General features: G+C 68.7%; 29 protein-coding genes. 9 read left to right on the top strand and 20 right to left on the bottom strand.

What is annotated here, in order from left to right:
• The first annotated feature begins 182 nt into the window (after positions 1-182).
• Entirely contained in the window at positions 183-1,289 is a 1,107-nt protein-coding gene (locus tag OIE75_RS40980; protein WP_329474294.1) for a hypothetical protein, read from the top strand.
• A 4-nt stretch (positions 1,290-1,293) separates the two neighbouring features.
• On the opposite strand, the gene OIE75_RS40975 is transcribed toward OIE75_RS40980, so the two are convergent.
• From OIE75_RS40975 to OIE75_RS40930, 10 genes are all read right to left on the bottom strand, one after another.
• The gene (locus OIE75_RS40975) at positions 1,294-1,506 is read right to left on the bottom strand and encodes a hypothetical protein (protein WP_329474293.1); all 213 of its coding nucleotides are present in this window, start codon (positions 1,504-1,506) and stop codon (positions 1,294-1,296) included.
• An 11-nt stretch (positions 1,507-1,517) separates the two neighbouring features.
• On the bottom strand, positions 1,518-2,270 hold the full coding sequence (locus OIE75_RS40970) for a hypothetical protein (protein WP_329474292.1): 753 nt from the start codon (positions 2,268-2,270) through the stop codon (positions 1,518-1,520).
• A 2-nt stretch (positions 2,271-2,272) separates the two neighbouring features.
• Positions 2,273-2,572 (bottom strand): hypothetical protein, encoded by a 300-nt coding sequence (locus OIE75_RS40965; RefSeq protein WP_329474291.1) that lies wholly within the window; start codon positions 2,570-2,572, stop codon positions 2,273-2,275.
• The gene (locus OIE75_RS40960) at positions 2,569-3,024 is read right to left on the bottom strand and encodes a hypothetical protein (protein WP_329474290.1); all 456 of its coding nucleotides are present in this window, start codon (positions 3,022-3,024) and stop codon (positions 2,569-2,571) included. The genes OIE75_RS40965 and OIE75_RS40960 overlap by 4 nt, the downstream gene beginning before the upstream one ends.
• The gene (locus OIE75_RS40955) at positions 3,021-3,422 is read right to left on the bottom strand and encodes a hypothetical protein (protein ID WP_329474289.1); all 402 of its coding nucleotides are present in this window, start codon (positions 3,420-3,422) and stop codon (positions 3,021-3,023) included. Before OIE75_RS40955 ends, OIE75_RS40960 begins: the two co-directional genes overlap by 4 nt.
• The gene (locus OIE75_RS40950) at positions 3,419-3,991 is read right to left on the bottom strand and encodes a hypothetical protein (RefSeq protein ID WP_329474288.1); all 573 of its coding nucleotides are present in this window, start codon (positions 3,989-3,991) and stop codon (positions 3,419-3,421) included. The genes OIE75_RS40955 and OIE75_RS40950 overlap by 4 nt, the downstream gene beginning before the upstream one ends.
• Positions 3,988-4,368: a DUF4326 domain-containing protein gene (locus OIE75_RS40945; RefSeq protein ID WP_329474287.1), complete on the bottom strand. Its 381-nt coding sequence runs from the start codon at positions 4,366-4,368 to the stop codon at positions 3,988-3,990. The genes OIE75_RS40950 and OIE75_RS40945 overlap by 4 nt, the downstream gene beginning before the upstream one ends.
• Positions 4,369-4,814: 446 nt before the next feature.
• A complete protein-coding gene (locus tag OIE75_RS40940; RefSeq protein WP_329474286.1) occupies positions 4,815-5,201 on the bottom strand; it encodes a hypothetical protein in 387 nt (128 codons plus the stop codon).
• An 18-nt stretch (positions 5,202-5,219) separates the two neighbouring features.
• Positions 5,220-5,726 carry a hypothetical protein gene (locus tag OIE75_RS40935; RefSeq protein ID WP_329474285.1) on the bottom strand — a complete coding sequence of 169 codons (507 nt, stop codon included), beginning with the start codon at positions 5,724-5,726 and terminating at the stop codon, positions 5,220-5,222.
• A gap of 1,169 nt (positions 5,727-6,895) precedes the next feature.
• On the bottom strand, positions 6,896-8,224 hold the full coding sequence (locus OIE75_RS40930; RefSeq protein ID WP_329474284.1) for a hypothetical protein: 1,329 nt from the start codon (positions 8,222-8,224) through the stop codon (positions 6,896-6,898).
• A gap of 63 nt (positions 8,225-8,287) precedes the next feature.
• On the opposite strand from OIE75_RS40930, the gene OIE75_RS40925 reads away from it, so the two are divergent.
• On the top strand, positions 8,288-8,998 hold the full coding sequence (locus tag OIE75_RS40925) for a hypothetical protein (protein WP_329474283.1): 711 nt from the start codon (positions 8,288-8,290) through the stop codon (positions 8,996-8,998).
• 58 nt (positions 8,999-9,056) lie between these two features.
• On the opposite strand, the gene OIE75_RS40920 is transcribed toward OIE75_RS40925, so the two are convergent.
• The 10 genes from OIE75_RS40920 to OIE75_RS40875 all read right to left on the bottom strand — a co-directional run bounded on the left by OIE75_RS40920 (position 9,057) and on the right by OIE75_RS40875 (position 14,663).
• Positions 9,057-9,245: a hypothetical protein gene (locus OIE75_RS40920; protein WP_329474282.1), complete on the bottom strand. Its 189-nt coding sequence runs from the start codon at positions 9,243-9,245 to the stop codon at positions 9,057-9,059.
• Positions 9,242-9,424, bottom strand: coding sequence for a hypothetical protein (locus OIE75_RS40915; RefSeq protein ID WP_329474281.1), 183 nt, complete (start codon positions 9,422-9,424; stop codon positions 9,242-9,244). The genes OIE75_RS40920 and OIE75_RS40915 overlap by 4 nt, the downstream gene beginning before the upstream one ends.
• Before the next feature lie 66 nt (positions 9,425-9,490).
• Positions 9,491-9,625 (bottom strand): hypothetical protein, encoded by a 135-nt coding sequence (locus tag OIE75_RS40910; RefSeq protein WP_329474280.1) that lies wholly within the window; start codon positions 9,623-9,625, stop codon positions 9,491-9,493.
• Between the two features lie 199 nt (positions 9,626-9,824).
• On the bottom strand, positions 9,825-10,286 hold the full coding sequence (locus tag OIE75_RS40905) for a DUF6221 family protein (RefSeq protein WP_329474279.1): 462 nt from the start codon (positions 10,284-10,286) through the stop codon (positions 9,825-9,827).
• Positions 10,283-10,537: a hypothetical protein gene (locus OIE75_RS40900; RefSeq protein WP_329474278.1), complete on the bottom strand. Its 255-nt coding sequence runs from the start codon at positions 10,535-10,537 to the stop codon at positions 10,283-10,285. The genes OIE75_RS40905 and OIE75_RS40900 overlap by 4 nt, the downstream gene beginning before the upstream one ends.
• 104 nt (positions 10,538-10,641) lie before the next feature.
• A complete protein-coding gene (locus OIE75_RS40895; RefSeq protein WP_329474277.1) occupies positions 10,642-11,388 on the bottom strand; it encodes a hypothetical protein in 747 nt (248 codons plus the stop codon).
• A gap of 132 nt (positions 11,389-11,520) precedes the next feature.
• Positions 11,521-12,663, bottom strand: a complete 1,143-nt coding sequence (locus OIE75_RS40890; protein WP_329474276.1) for a helix-turn-helix domain-containing protein — start codon at positions 12,661-12,663, stop codon at positions 11,521-11,523.
• Positions 12,660-13,262, bottom strand: coding sequence for a GIY-YIG nuclease family protein (locus OIE75_RS40885; protein WP_329474275.1), 603 nt, complete (start codon positions 13,260-13,262; stop codon positions 12,660-12,662). Before OIE75_RS40885 ends, OIE75_RS40890 begins: the two co-directional genes overlap by 4 nt.
• A gap of 205 nt (positions 13,263-13,467) precedes the next feature.
• On the bottom strand, positions 13,468-13,776 hold the full coding sequence (locus tag OIE75_RS40880) for a hypothetical protein (protein WP_329474274.1): 309 nt from the start codon (positions 13,774-13,776) through the stop codon (positions 13,468-13,470).
• 155 nt (positions 13,777-13,931) lie between these two features.
• Positions 13,932-14,663, bottom strand: a complete 732-nt coding sequence (locus tag OIE75_RS40875; protein ID WP_329474273.1) for a GntR family transcriptional regulator — start codon at positions 14,661-14,663, stop codon at positions 13,932-13,934.
• Positions 14,664-14,913: 250 nt separating this feature from the next.
• Here OIE75_RS40875 and OIE75_RS40870 point away from each other — a divergent pair, with 250 nt between their 5' ends.
• The 7 genes from OIE75_RS40870 to OIE75_RS40840 all read left to right on the top strand — a co-directional run bounded on the left by OIE75_RS40870 (position 14,914) and on the right by OIE75_RS40840 (position 20,429).
• The gene (locus OIE75_RS40870; RefSeq protein WP_329474272.1) at positions 14,914-15,213 is read left to right on the top strand and encodes a hypothetical protein; all 300 of its coding nucleotides are present in this window, start codon (positions 14,914-14,916) and stop codon (positions 15,211-15,213) included.
• A complete protein-coding gene (locus OIE75_RS40865) occupies positions 15,213-15,635 on the top strand; it encodes a hypothetical protein (protein ID WP_329474271.1) in 423 nt (140 codons plus the stop codon). Before OIE75_RS40870 ends, OIE75_RS40865 begins: the two co-directional genes overlap by 1 nt.
• A complete protein-coding gene (locus OIE75_RS40860; RefSeq protein ID WP_329474270.1) occupies positions 15,635-16,030 on the top strand; it encodes a hypothetical protein in 396 nt (131 codons plus the stop codon). Before OIE75_RS40865 ends, OIE75_RS40860 begins: the two co-directional genes overlap by 1 nt.
• Positions 16,031-16,040: 10 nt before the next feature.
• Entirely contained in the window at positions 16,041-16,349 is a 309-nt protein-coding gene (locus OIE75_RS40855) for a hypothetical protein (RefSeq protein WP_329474269.1), read from the top strand.
• A 144-nt stretch (positions 16,350-16,493) separates the two neighbouring features.
• The gene (locus OIE75_RS40850; RefSeq protein ID WP_329474268.1) at positions 16,494-16,658 is read left to right on the top strand and encodes a hypothetical protein; all 165 of its coding nucleotides are present in this window, start codon (positions 16,494-16,496) and stop codon (positions 16,656-16,658) included.
• Between the two features lie 43 nt (positions 16,659-16,701).
• Positions 16,702-18,201, top strand: coding sequence for a DUF2637 domain-containing protein (locus OIE75_RS40845; RefSeq protein WP_329474267.1), 1,500 nt, complete (start codon positions 16,702-16,704; stop codon positions 18,199-18,201).
• Between the two features lie 257 nt (positions 18,202-18,458).
• Positions 18,459-20,429 (top strand): hypothetical protein, encoded by a 1,971-nt coding sequence (locus OIE75_RS40840; protein ID WP_329474266.1) that lies wholly within the window; start codon positions 18,459-18,461, stop codon positions 20,427-20,429.
• Positions 20,430-20,433: the final 4 nt, after the last annotated feature.

The following is a 20,433-nucleotide window of genomic DNA, read 5'->3' as shown; positions in this document are numbered from 1 at the left end:
CGGCAGTTACCTGGCAGTAGTCGCGTGGGGTGTGGGGGAGGACGTTGGCTACGAGCGTCGGGGGACGCCCCACGGCTACGTTGCCTTAGGCTGGTTGCACACTCAACGGGTTGGTCGTGCGGGTGTTCGCAGTGCGGTAATCCGCAGTTGATCTCTGGTGTTTGACGGGGGAACCGGAAGCTTTGGCCATAACCAGTGCGCACGGTGACGGCAGGGAATTGTCGGAGAATGCACTCCGCCTGTACGGGGCCTGCGCCATCCGAAATGCCGAACAAGTCGAGGCGATCAAAGCCGCTCACCCTGAAGCGCACACCGAACTCGTCGACTGGGGCCTCATCACCCCCGACCAGCCCGCCGACACCCTGCCGGCCGTCCGCGACCCCAAGGGGGCGTTGCAACGCCGCTTCGACGACGTCCTGGACGCCGCCGAACGGCAAGTCGCCCTGCTGAAAGCCCTGCCGGAGCTGGCGCAGCAGCTCTCCCACGCCTACGACTCCGTCCAACTCCGCATCCCGGGGACCGCGTCGGTGTACCTGGACGGTCAGGCCATGGCGAACGCCCGCCTTCAGGACGTGGTCAATGGGGCGCAGCGGGAGATCCTCGCGTCGCAGCCGGGCGGGCCGCGGGACCAGGCGCTGCTGGACATTGCGATGCCCCGGGATGTGGCTGCTCTGGACCGGGGGGTGGTGTTGCGGACGATCTACCGGGATACGGTGCGGGATCACGGGCCGACGGCCGCGTATGCGGCGCAGATGACGAACCGCGGTCCGGGAAGGTCGGCGCAGTACCGGACACTGCCGGGCAAGTTCGAACGCATGATCATCGTGGATCGGGAGGCTGCGGTCGTCCCCGACTACATCGTCGCGGAATCCCCTCCGCACGCCGCATGGCTGATCACTGACCCGGCGTCTGTTGCGATGCTGGCCCGCGCGTTTGAGGCGACGTGGATGCGTGCCGAGCCGTGGATGGGCCAGTTGCGGCCGCGTCGTGGGGACGGCCGGGACACGGTCGGCTCACGTGCGTCGGCGCTGGACGGGGTACGGACGACGCGCCGTCAGCGGGAGATCATGCGGAACCTGTGCACCGGCTACTCGCAGACGACGACAGCGAAGCGGATCGGGGTGTCGAAGCGGACTCTGGAGGATGAGGTCGCGGCGTTGAAGGAGCGCTGGGGGGTGGGCTCGATGAACGAGCTGATCTTCCACTATGCGCAGTCGCCGGATTGCCGGGTGGATGACAGTGCCCCCGCGGTGGGGCCGGCGGGGGCGGAGTACGAGACGACAGCCTGACCGTTCACGGTGGGCTGTCGCCGGTGTGGTGGTGGGCGTCGCGGTGGGCCCCGCACAGGGTGCCGAAGTCGTCGGCGCGGCAGGGTCCGGGGCCTTCGTAGGCGTGGTGGGCGATGGTCGCAACGGGGATGGCCTGCTGGCCGGGGAGTACGACAGGGGCGGGCAGGGCGAGACGTTCCTCAATGGACTCGACCCGGGCCGGGACCTTCCCCCGCACCGTACGGCTCCTCACACGTCCTCCAGGCCGCCGCCAATGACCAGACGGAGCCGGGCACGCACGGGCACCGGATCGCTTCCAGGAACAGGCCAGTCGTCGGCCACGACGCCGTACGTCTTCGACGGCTCCCAGTGACGGTCGTAGTGCCACACGGCGGCCTCCTTGTACAGACGCGCCCACGACTCCGCCTGCCCCTCCCCTTCCGTCATCAGGTACGAGGTGACGAGACCGCCCGCGTTCGGGATCGGCTCCGGCCCTGGGTCGGCGAGCCGCTGCGCGCGCAAGTCACGGCCCCACGATTCGTGGCGGCGGCAGTACCAGACCGCTGTCCTCCAGCCGGTCGCCTGATCGACGGTGTAGTCGTGTCCGACCCCATGCTGCCCGCACAGGCCCGCCCGACGGATCATCGGTGCGGCGCACGTGCGCTGCTCCCAGCCGTCGCGCTTGTCCTCGTAGCGGGGACGGTCGGCGTAGACGAGGTCTGCAAGGCGGGACTGCCTGGCGGGGGAGTCCTTGTCGAGGATCGCTGAGGCGCGCTTCCTCCAGTTGATGAAGTTGCCGTCGGTGTCGTACCGGTTGGGGTCGCGGGCGGTGAGCCAGGCGAGGAGCAGGATGAGTTCGCGCGCTTCGGGGGTCATCCGCTGGTCCTGGTAGACGCGGGCGACGAGGGCGTCGTATCCGTCGCCTCCACCGCCGCCGCCCTTCCTCTTCCGCTTCCGTACGGGCGCGTGCTGGACGTGCGCGAGGTGCAGCGCTGCTCCCACGGTCAGCTCTCCTCGTTGACGGTGTGGTCGGGGATGCGGGGTCCGTTGATGCGGACGGCGGGACTGAGCGGCGGCGGTGGGTCCTTGCGGTGCCGCCACGCGTCGACCGTGCGCACCGGGTCCGTGAGGAGCAGCAACGCGAACAGGGCGGCCTGCCGGGGTCGGCTGGTCCACCGGTTGAGGTGGAAGCGGAGCTGCCAGTCTGCCCAGTCTCCGAGCCGCTGGTAGGGCCTGTAGCGGCCGATGACGTACCCGACGGCGAGCAGGACTAAGGCGGCGGTCGTCACGGTCCAGGCGTTCACGCAGCAGCTCCCTGCGGTACTGGGGCCTTGTGGACGGTGAAGCCGCCGTCGGGGTGACGGACGATCCAGTCACCGAAGTACGCGACGACGTGCCCGGGGCGGTCGCCGATGCGCAGGCCGACGACCTGGAGCTTGCCGTCGGCTTCCTTCCAGTAGCCCTTGGTGAAGACCCACGGCCGAAGCCGGTCGATCTCGTCAGCGACACGGCTGATGCTGCGCGGGGTAAGTTCCCACGTCTTGCAACCTGCGGCCTCCAGTTCGACGAGCGGCCGGCAGTGGTCGCATTCGACGCGGACGTCGGTGAGGTTGCCGTGGTTGTCGACGTCGCGGGCGTCGGCGTCTCCGAGGTACTGGCCACAGCCGTTGCAGGCTCGCTTGAGCGTGACGCGGGTGACCTTGCGGCCTTCGTCGTTGGTGTGGACGCGGTCGGGTGTATTCGTGCGGGGCTTCATGCGCTTGCCCTCTCCAGTTCGAGCTGCTGCTGCACGGCGGCCAACACGTCGTGGGGCGGTGTCCAGAAGTTCAGGGCGCCCTTAGCCGGTACGGGCTTCTCCAGGGCGGTGACGTCGGTGAGGGTCCAGTGGTAGGCGCGCTCGAAGCCCCACGGACCGCAGCACTGGCCGTCGTCGGACCAGTGGCAGCCGGTGAACGTGGCGACGGCGACGACGGCGCCGTACACGCCGAGGTGCGGGCCGTACACCTGGGCGTCGCGGTCGAGCTGGGCGCCGGCGTGGATGAGGACGCGGGCGCCCTCGTGCTTCACGGGCAGCTTCCAGGTGCGGTTCTCGACGCGCTTGGTCTGGTGGGCGATGGCGCCGGCCCAGGGCTGGCGGATGGTGAGAGCCTTCACGGGGCAGTCCTTTCGCAGGTGGGGTGCTGGTGGGCGGCCGTCCCGATCGCGTGCGGGTAGTCGTAGACCCCAGGCATCGGCTTCCACGTCTCCCCGTGGGCCCCGCACGCCTTGCAGCGCCACCGTTCGCCGCCGTCGACCTGCTCCAGGTCGAACCGGTCGTAGAAGGCGTCCAGCTCGGCTTTGCGTTCCTGGTAGATGGTGGTGCGCCGCGTGTAGTCGTCGTAGACGTTGCCGCGGTAGCGGGGGTTGTCGATGGTCTCGTTCCAGCCCGGGACGTAGTCGGGGTGGGTGCGCCAGAGGCGGGCGAGGCCGCGCATGGTGGTGCAGGGGACGCCGGCGGTTGCGGTGCAGGTGACGCAGGCGGCGTGGGAGCGGCCGCGGGCGTCGATCCAGATGTTGTGCTCGTTGGCGATCAGGTAGAGGGTGTCGATGCGGTTGAGTTCGGCGTCGCGGACGTCGCCGGGCGGGAGAGTGTCGGCGGTGGTCTGGGCTTCGGCGAGGCGGGCGTAGACGAAGTCCTCGCAGCGGAACTCCCACCGCCAGTCCGGATCGTCGGGGCCGGTCATCGGCTGGTCCTTTCGGCGCGGGCCATCTCCAGGAGCACGGTGGCGTGGCACCAGTCCGGCTCTCCCTCCTCGGGCGGCTTGCACCAGCAGGCGAGATCCTTCCCGGCCAGCTCACCGATGTGCGTGATGATCCAGTCGCGGCGGTCGTCCATCTCCTGCCGGTGCTCGGGGCTGCTGTTCGGGGCGTGAACCTCGTAGCTGTTGTTCTCCAGCCATTCGCGGTAGAGGGCGGTGGCGTGGGCTGCGTTGTCGGCGTCGATCCCGATGACGAAGGGGTTGCCCCATCGGCCGTAGTCGCCGCGAGCGCGTCCGACGTAGACCGCCTGAGGCGGCATCATCCACCCCTTGTCCCTACGCCTTTGAATCCTTTGTGGCATGACGCCACTCCTCCTTCTCATGTCGCTTGATGAAGTTGCAGTTGGCGCACAGGACCTGGAACGTGGATCGGAGCTCCTCATCCGATAACTGGGTAAGCATTGGGCGTGGTGGGTCGCCGGGGCCGCGTTGAGGCGGGCGTGGCGGCGTCCCCGCATCCGGGCGAGGATCTGGGTGTTGGTAGGGCGTTCCCAGGCGTGCATGCCGACGCTGGGCGTCCACGTGCGGCCGTGGTGGTGCTGCTCGTCGCCGCACCAGCGGCAGCCGTACGGGGTCGGGGGCTGGCTGTTGGGGTGGCGGATGCCGCTGTGTCGGAGGCCGGTGGCGGGGTCTCGGGTCACCAGGGTCATGGGGTCGGCTCCCGGGTTGGGGTGTGGTGGTGAGTGTGCCGCCGTTCGAGGGACGGCATCCCCCGGCCCGAAACGGGCCGGAGGAGCAGGGGTGGCAGTCAGTGCGCGCTGTCGGTGAAGGCCATGCAGTCGCACGACCAGCAGCGGATCGGCTTCCCTTCCAGGACGAAGTCCCGGGCGTGCTTGTCGCGGTAGTGGTTGCACGTGCAGAGGCGGCCGGCTTCGGTCCGGGCGGCCGCGTTGAACGCCTCGACGTCGAAGTCGGGTGCAGGGGCCGGGGTGTCGCCGCGGAGCATGGCGTCGAGGTGCGGGTAGCAGTCGTTGCGGATGGTTTTCGCGGTGTGGTCGCCGGCGTGTGTCTCGACGTTCTGGAGGACGGCCTGCACGGTGTCGGCTTCGAGGATGGTGAGCTGCTTGTCGAGTTCGGCCCGGGTGGCGGGGTCGAGGTCGGGGATGAGGCTGTGAATCTTGTCGTGGCCGCGCATGGTGTCTCTCCCGGTGGTTCAGGTGCGGTTGTTGAGCTTGTTGCAGCGGTCGTCGGCGTCGGAGCGATCGGTGTAGCTGCCGAACAGGGGCCGGTCGGTCTGGGTGTCGTGGATGTAGTGGACGGGCTGGAATTCCTGGCCGTGGAACGGGGCCGGGTTGGGGTTGGGGTCGGTGTTGAGGGTGCGGACTTCGTAGCGGGGCATGGTGATCTCCCTGACGATGCGGCGGGTGCCGGCTTCGATGGTGGCGCGTCCGGTGATGAGGGCGAAGCGGTCGCCGCACGGCATGGGCTGGGTGAGGTAGAGCATGAGTGCGGTGCGGTCGGGGCGAAGCCATTTGATGTGGTCGACGGGGAAGATCCGCCAGTGCCAGTCGACGAATTGGCCGTGGTACTCGTTCGCGGTCTTCACACGGTCGCCCTTTTTGAGCTCCGTGTAGGGGGCGGCCTCGAACTCGTAGGTGGCCATGTGGTGCTCCTTGTGCACGGTCGGGCCTGGGGGGCGGCGCGTGGGGGTCGTGTCCATGGGCTGCTCCCTGGTGTGGTGGTGAGTGTGCTGCTGTTCTGGCGGTGTTTTCCCCTTGGCTGTGCGGTCGGGGGCTTGGAGGGTTCCACCATACCCAGTTACGCATGACATAGCAATGCGTATGACGGGTTGAAGGAGGCCACTATCGGGACGCCCCACGACCGGCATCTACCGCCTGCCGCCCACCGGGTTCATGCTGGAACCGGCACGGGGAGGGGTGACAGCACGTGAACTGTCCGAAGTGTGGCAGCCAGGCGCAGCAAGGCTCTGACGGCTCGTGGGCATGCCCCTTGTGCGGGCCGATCTCTGGGAACGCCCCGTCCGCGCGCGTAGGGTCGGACGAGTGACGAGGAAGCAGACACCCCCCGTGCCGATGCCATCTGCGGAGACGGCTGCCGCGGCGGCCGCATTCCTGGACGGGCAGCAGATCACGCACACGCAGTGCGGGCAGTGCGGCACAGAGATCGCCGGAGTGAACGGCCGGTACAGCTGCGGGGTTTGTGGGTGGTCGAACCCTTGGTGGGAGGGTCACAGTCAGCTGCCGACCGCAGACGACGACGTGCAGACGTGACGACGCCCCCGGGCGGATGTCCCGGGGGCGGTCGACCAGCGTTTCCCCTCGCCGGTATGGAGCGGGTCATGGGGGCGCTCTACGGGCGCTATCCCCGTGGCAGGGGACGGCACTCCCATGCTGCCCCGCCAGGGCGGTGAACGCCCGTCAGACGCGCCCTGAAGGACCTGCCGTCAGTGCCCGGATTGCGGCCGCGGCTTCGGCGGTCATCTGCGAGGGGGCGCGGTCGAGTGGGGGTGTGGGCGGGGGCCGGTCTTCCGCATGCGGATGTGCTGGTGGGGTGGTTGGCGGATGCTGAGGCGTCGTGTCGGCCCTGTACGCCGGTGCGCCCCTGCGAGCGCGCTCCCCGCCTGCCTGAATGCGACGCACGGTCGACCGTATGGGGTCGATCTGGGATCAGGACTGCGCTGGTGGCGGAGACGGGGAGTGTCCCAAACGGAAGGTGGTCGACGCGCGATCGGGGGAGCCGCGGTGCGAGGACTGCCGGGAGAACTACGAGCTGGACGAGCCGGAGCCCGAACGGCGGGTGAAGGAGGATGACGGGCTGACCCGGCCGACGGGGAACCCTCGGGAGGCCGGCCACGGAACGCCCGTGTAGCTACTGCGCGGAGCTGCCGGCTGGGTGGAGGCGACGCAGCAGTTGACCGCTGGCCACATGTCCACGAAGGTAGTCGGCGAGTTCGTACAACGCGGCGCCGGGCTCGGCCGCCGGCTTGCCGGTGATGCGGACGTTCCCACGCCGGGTACGCCGCGTCGGGGCGGGACCGCGCCGCTTCAGCGGCTTGCCCACGGCCGCCGCGTGCAGCTTCGTCGCTTCGGCGTCGATCGCGTGGATGCCGGTCTCTGCTGGCGCCAGCAGTGGAGGTTCGTCCCAATCCTCGATGTCCGGTGCTGCCGGCGTCAGGCTGTCGAGGGGGTTTGTCTGTGAGACTGCCGCACGGTGGGCGGTGAGAGCGGCAGCGGCGTACCCGCGTGCGGCGTGTTCGGTTCGGATTCGGAGGTCTTCGGCGTGTTCGGCGGCGAGCGCGGCTCGCTGTTGGGCGGTGTCGCTCCATACCTTGTGTCGTTCTTCGGCCAGTGCGACGGCCGCAGCGGGGAGAGCGGCCGGCATCTTCGGTAGTGGTTCTGAGGCTTCCTTCTCGGCCTGCTGCTGTTCAGCGGAGGCGTTCTTCCATGCGGCGAGCAGCGCCCGGTACAGCGCGCGGTGCGCGGTGAGGAGTCCGTCGGCTTCGGTGGGCCAGGGGTCGGCGTGGGCGCCGTCGGGGTGGGGTGCGCGCACGTCAGGGTGCGCAGTGGTGTGGGCGGCGTAGTGCTCGCGGTAGAAGTCCCGGCCCCGGTCGGTGATCTCGTACCCGTCGTAGCCGGTCCGGTTCCTGGCGAGGGGCGGAACATGCTTGTCGATCAGGGCGCGTTCGATCGTGACCGAGTAGCTCCACTTCAAGTATTCCCCACGCTGGTCGGCCGCCCAGAGTAGGGCGAGGACTTCCCAGGATCGGCGGCCGAGCGCTGCCTTGCGGGGGCCGCCCGGGGTGAGGCTGGTGCCGGCACGAGCGGCAGCACGTCCTTCGCGGGTCAGTCGGACGGTCCGCATGTAGCCCCACTGGGTGGGCCGGACATCGCGGGTGATCAGGCCGCGGCGCTCCAATGCGGCCATGGTGGAGCCGTTGCCCTGGTTGTCCCAGCCGTGCCACATCAGCCGTTCCTGCAAGCTGGTCCAGCCGAACACGTCCCGCATGGCGGGCTCGTGCGCGAAGTCGATGGACCGCCACGCGTCCGCGGGCCGGCTGTCGTACACGCCGCGGGCCGCGTCCTGACGCCGTCCGGTCTCGGCGGCCTGGTCGAGGTCGTAGAGGACGGCGAGGGTGCCCTGCTGGCGGTCGTTCAGCGCGGACCAGGTGTCGAGGGCTTTCGACGTTCGGGCGGGCATGACGGCATTCTCCTACAGGGAAGGTTCTGGGACGCTGAGTTCGAGGGACGAAGGGGGCGCAGGGTGAACTTCGCGTTCGAGTGCGGCTGGTGCGGCGCGGACTGGGGTGAGCCGGTCATGTCCCTGGTGGACGCAGAAGTACCAGGTCGACGACTTCGAGTGCTGGAACTGCGGGACGGTGTGCACGCCGCACGCGCCGCCGTGGACGGAGGCGTGAGCGTCACAGATCGGCGACTTTCCCCCGCGGTGTGGGGCTGCGCGCGGATGATGCCCGCAGCGATCACCATCCCTGGGGGGACCACCATGCACCGCACCACCACCACCGCTGCTGCTGTTCTGCTCCTGGCCGTGCTCACCGTCGGCTGCTCGAGCGGGGACGGGGGAGGGGACGGGAAGCCCGACCCGGGCAAGTCCTCCACGGCCGCCGGGCTGGCCGGCGAGTGGGGGCCGAAACTCGCGGCGGCCACCGACGGCAAGGACGCCGTCTGCAACCAGGTCGGCGACAAAGCCTGCGCCACCCACCTCACGGACATCGCGCTGGTGGTGGGGGAGCTGGAGCAGGCCGTGAACGAGGCTGGCGGGACCGCCGAGTATCCGCGGACGGTGGCGGAGATCGGGAAGGTCAACGCGGCGGTCGACGCGTACACGGAGCATGAGTGCCTCGAGGACGAGAACGCGGGCATTCAGGGCTCGCCGTGTCCGGATGATGCGCAGACGATCCTGACCGGGGGTCAGACGATCGCGCTGGCCTTGCAGGCCGACGAAGGGGCGTAGCCGGACGGCTGTGGCCCCAGCGTCCTCGGGTCCGCAGGTTCGAGGACGCGCCGACCTGTCAGACTTCGTCCAGCTTCCGGGCGAGCTTCTCGGCCTGCTTGGTTTCGCGCCGGACGTTCATGCGCTGCTTGATCTGCTCCGTGGTGGGCTGCTGCCAGGTGTGGACGCCGTCGGCGCTGGCCTGGATGGCGTGGCCGCGCTGGTCAATGCCGCACCGGGCGCAGCCCATCGGGTTCGGGATGGTCACCGGCTGGTCTCGCTGTTCACGGTCGGGCCGTAGACGCCGCAGGAGAGGTTCTGTTGGGCGTGGGCGCATTCGCCGGACAGACAGCGGCGGGACCGGTAGGAGCAGCAGCGGTTGGGTTCGTGGTTGCAGCGGCCCTGTCGGCAGGCGGGCGGCAGGTACGGGTATTCGTTGACGGGCATCGGGGTGTCTCCTGACGGTGTGCTGGTTTCTACCGTGCGCCCGTCTGCCGCGCGTGTTCCCTGCGGTCAGCGGAGCTGGTGGAAGGCGGCGAGGATGCCGAGTGCGGTAAGTACGGCGTTGGCGCCCGCTGGTTCGAGTGCTGCGAGGGCGGTGAGGAGGGGCAGGAGGGCGTAGAAACGGGTCAGATCGTGGCCGGGCATGGGGTGTTGGGGTCCTGTTCGGGTCGGGGATGATGGGCCAGGCCCGGCCACGGTTGGGATGGATGGGGGCACCGGTCGTTCTGGGAGTTCGGGCGGTGCCCCCTGACACGAACCACCGTACCGTCATACACATGGCAATGCAATGCGTATGACGGGTTGGGAGTGGAAGGGCCGGTTGTCAGCCCTCCGCACCGGTCGGTCATGGTCGCCACTCCTCGCGGTAGCCGGCCCGGTCCGCGTAGGGCAATGCGAGCAGCCGCAGCAACCGCAGGTCGTTCGGCCGCTGCTCCTCGCAGTACCCAGCTTCGATCGCTTCCGCGTCGTGGCAGCAGCCCCACTCGCCGTCGATCGTCGCAGCATGCTCGAACGCCTGCCGGACGATCTGCCGCTTGACGTCTATCTCTCTCAAGACCCGCGCCGGATCGTGCAGGGCAACGTGGCGAGCGCGCTGCTCCGACAGCATGCCCTCATCCCGCACAACTGTCTCATTGCGGTCGTCCACGATCAGCCCTTGGAAGCGCTGCGGATCGTCCTGCCGCCACTGTCCCTCATCGAGGTGGCAGGCACACCGTGCGACGGCAGCGTCCCAGTTGAACTGTGCGTGTAGCCATTTCACCAGGCTGCTCATGCTGTGTCCCGTCTCCAGTTTCTGTTCGGTCACGGTCGGCTCTCCTCAGCCTTGTAGGTGCGGCTCGACCAGGACGCGGCCGCGCGCATCATCCGCTGAGCTACCCGGTCGGCCTTCCGCTTGGCCGCCTTCTCCGTCATCCGGGATCCGTAGTCCTCGTCCAGGTCCATTTGCCGGTGCTTGAGGGGCGACTGGAGGAGTCTGACCTCCCATGCCCAGTCAAGGGTTCCGCGGCGGTAGACGTGGGTGGTGGCGTAGTAGTCGTCACCGTCGGGCTGAATCATGGGGGCTCCTTGGGGCGAGGGGCGTGGTTTCATCGTCCCGCGGTGCGCGCCGGCCGTTGCCTCGCCGCCCCCGGGCCCGCAGACCCGAGGACACCGACAGACGGTCAGGCCCCGTCCTGCCGCGCCCCGGCGGCCTGGTAGGCGGCCACTACACACTCGCTTGAGCAGTACGGCCGTTCGTCACCAGCCCGATACACGTAGGCGTCCGTGTCGTAGTCGGCGAGGTTCTCACCGCAGTGCGGGCAGCGCGGAGCGTGGGCTTCTGCGAGCGCCTTCGTGAGGGCCTTCCGAAGCGTCTCGGCGGCGGACGGCTGAAGAATCAGGATGCCAGCGGGCACGGCCTGGGCAAGGTTTACCGCTTGGTCGACGTGGAGGGTGATCCGCCCGTCCTGGTAGGTGACGCCAGCCGTTTCGTTCCAGAAGAGCAGCGGCCCGCTGTCGACAGCCTCGGTCTCGGCGGGCTTTTCGTCCACGCGCTCGTGCTCACCGGACAGGCACAGCACGCAGAACTCGGCGTCCGGGCCGGAGTGCTTCACACGCTCGGGGGTGGCGCGGGTACTGCTCGCCGCGTGCTGCGGGTCGCAGACGGTATTGCCGCCCGGGGCGTGGACCCACCAGGCTGCGAGCGTGCCGGTCACGCGGGTGACGGGCTCATCGCAGTGCGCGCAGGACTTGCCAGCCGTTTCGTCGGCCCGGCGCCGCAGCCCCATCGCGATGTCCCGGACTGCCGTGCAGTACCGCGGGTCGCTGCCGGGGTCGAGGGACTCGTTCAGCACCCGCTCGTAGAAGTCGGCGGCCGCGCGCAACGCGGCGGCGCCGGCGGCCTGTTCGAGGGTGGTCTGGTCGGTCATGGTGGTCTCCGGTCGGAGTGGGACGGTGGGTTCAGTCTGGCGTGGGAACCGTGGAGGGTTCCCTCGTGGCGGGCGTCCCCAGGCAGCTCCTGGAGACGCCCGCGGGGCGCTAGCGTCGGCGGCGGGACCGGTTCATCTGGGCATCCGGGAGGCGCGGTTCTTGCTGCGGTTGGCAAGGACAGCAGCACGGGCCAGGGACCGCTGCTGGTCGGACACCTCGGTGATCGCGGCTTCTCGAGGCGGCGGCACAGGCGCGGCAGAACGCTGGACAGGTTCCCGACGCGGCTCCGGTGCAGGAACAGGCTCCGGAGCACTGCCAGCCTCCGCTGCGGCCCGCTCCGCCCGCTTCCCAATGACCCGCTGCTCACAGGAGATGCACGGCTGGCCGGTGTCGACGTTCGTCCGTTCGTCGCACCGCGGGTCCTGGCACTCGTTGTCGCGGCGCAGCATCGCCACCAGCACACCGACAGGCTTCTCAATCGGGCCAGCCTGGTCTCGGCGGGAGTAGTGCTTATCCCACTTCGGCATCAGCCGGTACTCGACCAGCTGCTCCACCGTCCTGCCCTCGCTGCTGCTGTAGTCCGTAGCAGCCAGTACAGCGTCCACGAGAGGCTTCGGCAGGCCGTTCGGCACCAGAGCCTTCAGCGGTGCGGGCAGAGCCGCTACGAACGCGTCGTACTGGCGGCGCTGCTCTCGGGAGAAGGTGGGCTTGCTGTTGCCGGACGCGGCGGAGCCGCCAGCACGCGCAGCCCTACTACCTGAGGTTGCAGGGCTACGCCCGTCCACAGGGATCTCTACGGGTTCTCTTGGTGGATCAGTAAGGGATTGGCTGTCACTTTGACAGGGGGTACCTGTCATTTTGGAGGGGGGTACCTGTCGATCTGGCAGGGGGTACCCGTCAGAATGACATTTCAGCAGGTCAGACCCGTCGTTCTCGTCGAACGTGATCTGCTGCATCAGGTTGTCGTCGTACTTCCGGTCCGGCCGGCGCATCGACGCCAGCAACGGCAGATTCACCCGAGACAGGTTCGAGATCGGCTCTCCAGTTCTCGGATTGATACGACGGACCGAAGCCAGCAGCTTCTTCCCCTTCAGGCTGCGCTTCTGGCGTGCCACGGTGCTCACCGATGTTCCGCAGTCGTCCGCTAGGCGCTGCTCGCTCGGCCAGCAGTAGCCGTTCGGGTCGGTGTAGTTCGTGTACGCCAGGAGAAGCAGCTTCTCGCCGCCGTCCAGGCCCTCCGCGGCAAAGACCATCGCCATGTGCTCAACGCTCATTTGGCAACTCCACGGAAGCCGGATGCTGCCTTGGTGATCAGCTTTAGTGCGTCAACACCCGCGAAGTCGAACCACTCGCCACGGATGCGTCGGCGCGCGAAACGCGCGTGCAGGTGAGCCTCCATGGATGCTCCGCCAGCGCCCTGCCATAGCACGCGAAGAGCAGTGGGATACCCAGTCTGGAGGACCTTCAGCCGCCGGGCGACGTTCTGAGAACATCCAATCTTGACGTGGGCACCGGAAGCGTCGCTGATGGCGTAGGCCCACCCGTTGTCTTCTGTGCCCGTCTGCGGCGCAGGTACGGTCCGTGGGACTGCCTGGCCCTCATCGTCCCCCTCTGCGGCCAAGCCCACGGCTACCTCGCCGTCATCACCGACCGCCGCATATCCGGCAGCCACCAGTTCATCCAGCAGCGGAGCTACAGACTCATCGGTCGGAGAGCTGTGCCCTTCCTCCCAAGCAGCGACCACGGCGAAGAGGCCCTTCGCCGCAAGGGAAAGGCGGGGGTCATCAAGCACGCATCGCTCAACGAAGACGAACGTGGACGGCCTAGCTCGCCGTAGCGTTCCAGCCACCGCGCGCCTGGTGTCGACCAGCATCTGGTTGGGGGAGCTCGTGGACCGCGGAGTGCTTCCGGGTAGAGTCATAGGTGGACCTAACTTTCACGAGTGGGGCCAGTGGCAGCGGGGTGCAACCCGCTGTAGTGCTTGAGCGGTCGGCCCGAGGTAGCTGCGAACCTCCTCGAAGGCCGGCCGTTCTGCGTTTCCGGGCACTGGGGCTGCGATCCCAGAGCCCGTATCGCGGTCATGCTTCCGCTTCTCGAGGGGTTCGTTCCCCTCGGTCGGGGCCGCGGCCCTTGGGCGGGAACCGCTCCAGGTACTTCAGAAGGCGAGCGGTGCGCATCATGCGTGTCCTGCCCGCCACCAGGTACGGCTCCTGGCCGGGTCCGTCGCCGAACGGCCAGCGCTGCTTGGCAGGCGTCGTCTTGCCGTTCCTGGCGGTCGCCATATGGCGTAGACCGCGGGGGGTCATGGAGCCGACGATTCCCCGTCTGACCAGGAGGTCTGCGGCGTCGGTGAACGAGATGTAGGCGGGGTCCGTGCGCTCGGTCACGGGCGCACCCCGAGCTGATTACTTCCCTCCAAGGGAAGCCAGGATAGAGTCATGGCGGATCTCCTAGTGGGGATTCCCTGCCGACGGAGATTTCGCAGGTCAGCGTCGGTAGGGCGGCCGGCCGTGCCGCTGGTGCGGTCGGCCGTATAACGGTTTTACTCCTGAGGTCGAAGCGACGTGGTCCAACGCAGGATCGTCGATCCTTCGGCGACCTTCACGGCCACCTCAACGATTCGACCATCCTCCAGCGTTACTGTACGAACCACCTGCGTCACGACCACCTCGCCCGCGGTCAGGCCAAGAGCGTCCTTCTCCGCGGCCGTGGCGTGCCGGCTGGTGACTTCCTCAAGGACCTCGTCCTGGGCAACGCCCAGCCGTGCCGCTGCGAGCTCCCGTGAGGCTCCGGTCGACACCGGTTCCGTCAGCTCAGGAGTCACCGCGACCACGTAAGCCGGGTAGTAGCTGCTGCTCAGGTGGACGGGCATGCTGCCTCGGCTTACGACTCGCCGACGCATCTGAACCGGAGTGCCTGGGGGCACGTCCAGCCTGTGCGCGACGAGGGCGTCCGCACCGACGGTCCCCACTTCCAGAATGCGTGAGGACTCGCCGTCCCCCAAGGCGCTGCCGGTGCTTGCATGCAACGCAACCCGGGCGCCGATTCCAGTGCTGGCCGGCGACGCCACGATCATCTTGGCGCCCGGCCGGGAAAGGATGAGCCCTTCCAGCTTCAGAGTCCGGTACGCGCGAGCTGCTGTTGCGTGGGCTACCTGGTACTGGGCCTTGATCTGGTTGTAGCTCGGTACTTCGTCGCCGGGCCGCAGGGTTCCGTCCTGAATCTGACGTCGCAGCTCCGCGGCGATCTCTGCGGACCCAGGCTTCTTCGGCATGTCTGCCTCCTCTCGTTCGTCGTGAACTACCCGCACCGTCGGGAGTAGTCATCTGCGTCGGAGTCTAGTCCAAGGGAACATTTATCGATACTAGTCTTGCATCGAGACGAGACTAGTCTATATTGGTGTTCGTCGGCAACGACGGAAGCTCCTGGAAACGCCAAACGGCCTGGGTGGTTGCACACCCAGGCCGCTCAGGGGCCCCGAAGGACCCGACAGATCGCTACCAGCCTCAACAGGAGCGTCTGCCATGCAGAACCGTATCCGAACCACCGTCGCCACCACCACGCGCACCACGCAGGCCGACGAGGCGCTGCGCCGGGTCACCGTCCAGCAGATCGGCCCGAGGACCCCCGGCACCGTGTACGACAACGCGTCCGGTATCTACGAGGTCCGCGCCGTCATCACCGACCTCGCCGAAGCCCGCCGCATCCTCCGCCGCAACGCCGCCCGCTTCGCGATCCTCATCCGCGACCTCCACGCCGGCACCGAGCACTACACCGGCGCCACCTGGACCGGATCCGACCGCGTCCTGAAGGCGGTGGCCTGATGAACCGCGACGAGCCCAACGAGAACGACCTCCGCCTCATGGCGTTCATGGAGCAGCTCCTCGGCCTGTCCGACGACACCGACACCGCAGGCCGGATCATCCTCCTCGGCCCGACCGGCGAGTTCGCCGGCGAAGCCTCCCTGTCCGCCCGCGACCTTGAGATTGCGACGAAGGCCCTGGCCGCCGCGCGGGCGTTCACGGAGGCGACCAAGGACATCGAGCTCCCGGCCGACGCCGTCCTGGACCCGGTCGTGGAGCAGGACTTTGAGGAGTACTGCATCGGCCTCGACACCGACTACCTGATGGACCTCGCCGCACATGACCCGCGGAAAGCCGTCCACGCGTTCGACCTCGTCACCGAGCCCGCCCCGAAGGAGCAGATCCTCCGCGAGGACAGCAACGACTGGGACGGGGAGCTGTGATGCACGTCCACGCCGGCGACAACGCCGTCCCCCCGATCACCGGCACAGAGTTGGGTGACGTCCTCGACAAGCTCGCCGAGATCGGCGACTCCGACATGGACCTCATCGTCACCGCATTCCGCAACCTCGCCCACCGACGCCTCAGCGTCAACGACATCCAGGTCTGGGGAGTCGCCCTCGCCGGGGACCCCGACGCCCAGGACATCGTCGGCGCCGCCGCCCTGCTGATCGCCCGGCTGTTCAACGCGGACACCAGCCCCACCCTCCGAACGCTGCCGTTCGAAGCGCAGAAGCGCGCAGCCCACCAGAGCGAGCTCGCCGCCTCCGCCGCCTACCTCAACGACCGGAAACTGCGCACCCCCACCTCCAACGCCAACGCCGCCCTCGACCAGTAAGGACACCGCGATGACCACCGCCACGATCACCCTCGACAGCCTCATCCACCAGCACGCCGACAACATCGCCTACGTCGCCGAGATGGAGACTCCCGCCACCAACCTCGGCGAGTTCACCCACCACCTCGACTACGCCGCCGACAACTTCGACCAGGCCCACATCAACGGAGACGACGACCTCAAGACCGCCAGCACCCTCCTCGCCGAAACCTCCGAGGTGGAGGGCGCCGCCCGGGAGGCCCTGCTGCTCCGCGCCGCCACCCTGCTCCGGATCGTCCCCGAGATGACCGACGAGTACCGCGACATGGTCGGCGACTGACCACAGACCGGGGCCCGGTCCGAGCCGACAGGCCGGGCCCCACCCCTCTGGCCCTGCCGGAGGCCGATCGCCGACCACCCCCACGGCGATCGGTCCCCAGCAAGACCAGCAACCACCGCCCGCCCGCTGCAAAGGAGCAGCCCAATGACCGGACACGAGTTCGCCCAGGCCCACGGCAACGACAGCACCAACTGGCCGGGCGCCGACTTCGACTCCCTCATCAACCTCGTCGACATCGACCTGCACGACCTCCGAACCCGCAACAAGCAGAAGCCCACCCCGCCCAACGACCTCACCCCCGCCGCCTGACCACCCGTCGCCCCACCGACACCCAGAGAGGACACCGATCCCCGTGAACCCCACCCCGGCCGGCCACGAGCCGAACCGCCCCACCGAGGACGGCACCCTCGCGCCCACCGCGCCGGGGAAGCCCCTGACCCGAGCCCAGAAGATCCTCATCGCGATTGTCGCCGCCGGCGTCCTCACCATCGCCACCCTCGGCTTCATCGGCTCCTACAACGCCGTCACCGACCTCGCCACCGCCAAGGGCTTCGGCAAATTCGCCCAAGCGTTCCCCATCGCCATCGACGCAGGCATCATCGCCTTCCTCGCCCTCGACCTCCTCCTCACCTGGCTACGCATGCCCTACCCCCTCCTCCGCCACGGGGCATGGCTCCTCACCGCCGCCACCATCGCCTTCAACGCCGCCGCCGCCTGGCCCGACTGGCTCGGCGTCGGCATGCACGCCGTCATTCCCGTCCTCTTCGTCGTCGCCGTCGAAGCCGCCCGTCACGCCATCGGCCGCATCGCCGACATCACCGCCGACAAGCACATCGAAAGCCCCCCGATCACCCGGTGGCTCCTCAACCCAGCCGGCACCTTCATCCTCTGGCGCCGGCAGCGCCTGTGGGGCATCCGCTCCTGGGACAAGGTCGTCGACCTCGAGCGGGAGCGCCGCATCTACCGCGCACAGCTCCGCAAGGAACACGGGCGCGGCTGGCGCCGCAAGGCGACCGCCGACCAACTCCTCGTCCTCCGCCTCACCGCCGACGGCATGAGCGTCCAAGACGCCATCGACCGCCCCCACCGCGAAGCCCGCAAGCAGGCCGACGCCGAAGCGAACCGTGCAGCCGAAGCCAGGGCGAAGGCCGAAGCCGAAGCCGAAGCGAAGCACCAGGCCGAACTCCGCAAGGCCGAAACCGAAGCGAAGCGGCGGGCCGAAGTAGCCGAAGCCGAAGCGGCCGAAGCGCGTGCCCGAGCCGAAGCCGAAGCGGCAGCCGAAGTAGCCCGGCTCGAAGTCGAAGCGAAGCAGCGAGCCGAAGCCGAAGCGGGGCGACTGCTCGTAGCCGAAACCGAAGCGAAGCTCGCTTCCATCGCCCGCGAGCAGCAGCAGGCCGAAGCCGAAGCCGAACTGAAGCGCCAGCAGCGCGCTGCCGAGCAGGCCCGCATCCAGGCAGACATCGCACGCCAGGCCCGGGAGCAGCAGGCAGAAGACGACCGCATCCGCCGCGAGACGCAGGCCCGCGAGCGCGCCCAGCGCATCGCCGCCCAAGCCTCCACCGCTTCGGTTTCAGCTTCGGCCACGGGCACGGCTTCCGCCCCGAAGCCGGATGCCGCTTCGGGTTCGGCTTCGACTTCGGTGTCCGCCATCACCGGGCCCAGGGCGAAGAAGCAGGCCGAAGTCGAAGCGGTCCTCGCCCGCATGGTCGAAGCGAACGACGCCGAAGCGGTCTCCCTGAAGTGGATCGAGGAGCACTTCGGGCTGAAGCAGACCACCGCATACGACCGCCTCAAGACAGCCCAGCAGCTGTTCGCCGCAGCCCAGAACCCGAAGTCCGAGAAGACGGCCTGAGAAAGGAAGTGAAGGAGGTGAGCGCAGACACCACGTTCTCCATCGATCCGACCCCCTCGAACAACACCAACGCCGCTACGCTCAGTGACACCAGTGGTGGCGGGGCGGGGCGGGGCGGAAGCGGAAACACCAGCCAGGGCCCCCTCGTGGTCGTCCAGCAGCCCCGCAACCCTTCCCCGCCCCGCCCCGCCCCCCGCACAAACCAGAACAAGAACGACAACACGCTCCGAAACGGATACGCCGCAATCTCACACAGTGTGAGCGGCGAAACCGCTGCGATCGGCATCGGCTTCCTCGTCGCCGGCCCCTTCGGAGCCATCGTCGGCGGCACCGCACTGCCCGTCCTCGTCGCCGCCTCCATGTGGCGGGCCCGCCGCCGCGAACACGACGACAACACCAACAACGACGCCAACAGCGGCGGCTTCGAGGGGTCGAAGTCCCGTCGTGACCGGTCCGGATCCGGCGGGGGAGGCGGCCGCGGGCGCAGCAACGGCTCCGGAGGCGGCACTGGCGGCCGGCACCGGTCCCCCAACAACGGTGGTGGAGGCTCCAGCCGTCACAAGTCTCCGAACGGCCCCGGCTCCGGCAAGGGCCGCGGAAACGGGGCAGGCAGCGGCTCCGGTCTCGGCGGGGGCGGGAAGAACCGCAAGCCCAAGGTCAAGGACCCCGTCGCCGACAAGCTGTCCAAGGCCGGCAAGAGCCTCGCCGACAAGTTCAAGAACCGCGGCACCAAGGACAAGACCCCGAAGCCGGGCAAGGACAAGCACGGCACCGACCACGCCGGAAAGGCCGCCAAGGAGCAGAAGACGCCGAAGAACCGCAAGGACCACCGCGGGGACTACCCCGACGACCGGCGCTGGCGCGGCCGCGGCCACAAGGACAAGACGCCCAAGGCGAACACCGACCGGAAGGGGCGGCACCAGAAGAACCGCGGCGGCGGCGACGACACCACGTCCTCCACCGCCCGCGACGGCCTCGCCCCCATCACCCCCAACGACGGCGGCCACACCGGAGACGAGATCTTCGACGCCGAAATCGTCGATGACGGCCTGCCCCCCAAGCCCGACCACGCCCCCGACGACGTCATCGACGGCGAAGTCATCGACGAAGACCGCATCGCCCTCGTCAAAGCGCAGCGGGAGAAGAAGCGCCGCCGACAGGCCATCGCCGCCGGCAAGCAGGCCGAACGCGACGCGGCCCGCGACGGAACGATGGGCGACCCCATCAAGGTCAAGGCCGAACGGATCCGCTACGAGAACCACTGGATCGACCTACAGCTCGGCCATCAGGAGCAGATGCTCGCGCTCGCGGCATCAACAGAGCAGCGAAGGAGCACCCCCGTGACCTACCCCATCGCCACCACCGCACCCGCAGGCACCATCGCGGCCGGCGTGGCAGTCGCACGGCAGATCGAGGTACGCGGCACCACCGCCTACCGGCTCCTCGTCGCCATGGCCGAACAGCTCGCGAACGGCCTCCACCACGATTCCGACGCCGACATGGCCGACCACGTCATCGAACTTGCCGGGATCCCCGCCATGTGCCGCAACCTGGCCCTCGCCGTCCGCGAAGCAGCGAACGCCCTTCAGAAGACCGCCCCCCTCCACCCGTCCGTGATCAAGCACCTCAACAACGCCGCAGTCGCCGCGCTCACCGCCGCCCGCATGGCCGACACGATCCTCATCGTGTTCGTGCAGGCCCACCGCGAGGACATCGCCCGCGTAATGGCGCCCCGCCTCGGCGAGGAACGGTGGAACATCCGCAACGCCGCCGGCACCCTCGACGCCGCAAAGCTCCGCGCCGCGATCACCGCGTCCGGGCAGCAGCGCCTCGCCCTGCCCGCCGGCAGTGGCCAGGGCGGCAGCAAGCTCGTCCCCGCCTCCGGCGCCTCCACCAAGCAGCTCGTCAACCTGATGAAGGGCTTCGACCGCGGCCACATGGTCAACTGCCTGTCCGAGGTCGCCGGAGCCGCTGGGGGAGTCGAGGTCGTCGCCGACTCCGTCACCAAGCTGTACCGGCGCATGACCCGCTCCTGGCCCACCGAGTCCGTCGTCGATGACACCGTCCTTGCGACTGCGTCCAAGGTGAAGAACGTCGCCGCCGAGCTCCGCAAGGCCATCAAGGCAGCCCAGCGGGCTCACGCCCGTGAACTGAAGCTCAACGCCAAGCCCCGCAAGGGCGCCAAGGCCGAGTCCAAGTGGGACGTCAACACCGGCCGGCAGGGCTAGACCC

This window comes from Streptomyces sp. NBC_01723 (assembly GCF_036246005.1).
GTDB lineage: Bacteria > Actinomycetota > Actinomycetes > Streptomycetales > Streptomycetaceae > Streptomyces.
Note: the sequence above shows the minus strand (reverse complement) of the source record. Positions and strands in the feature narration are given on the sequence as shown.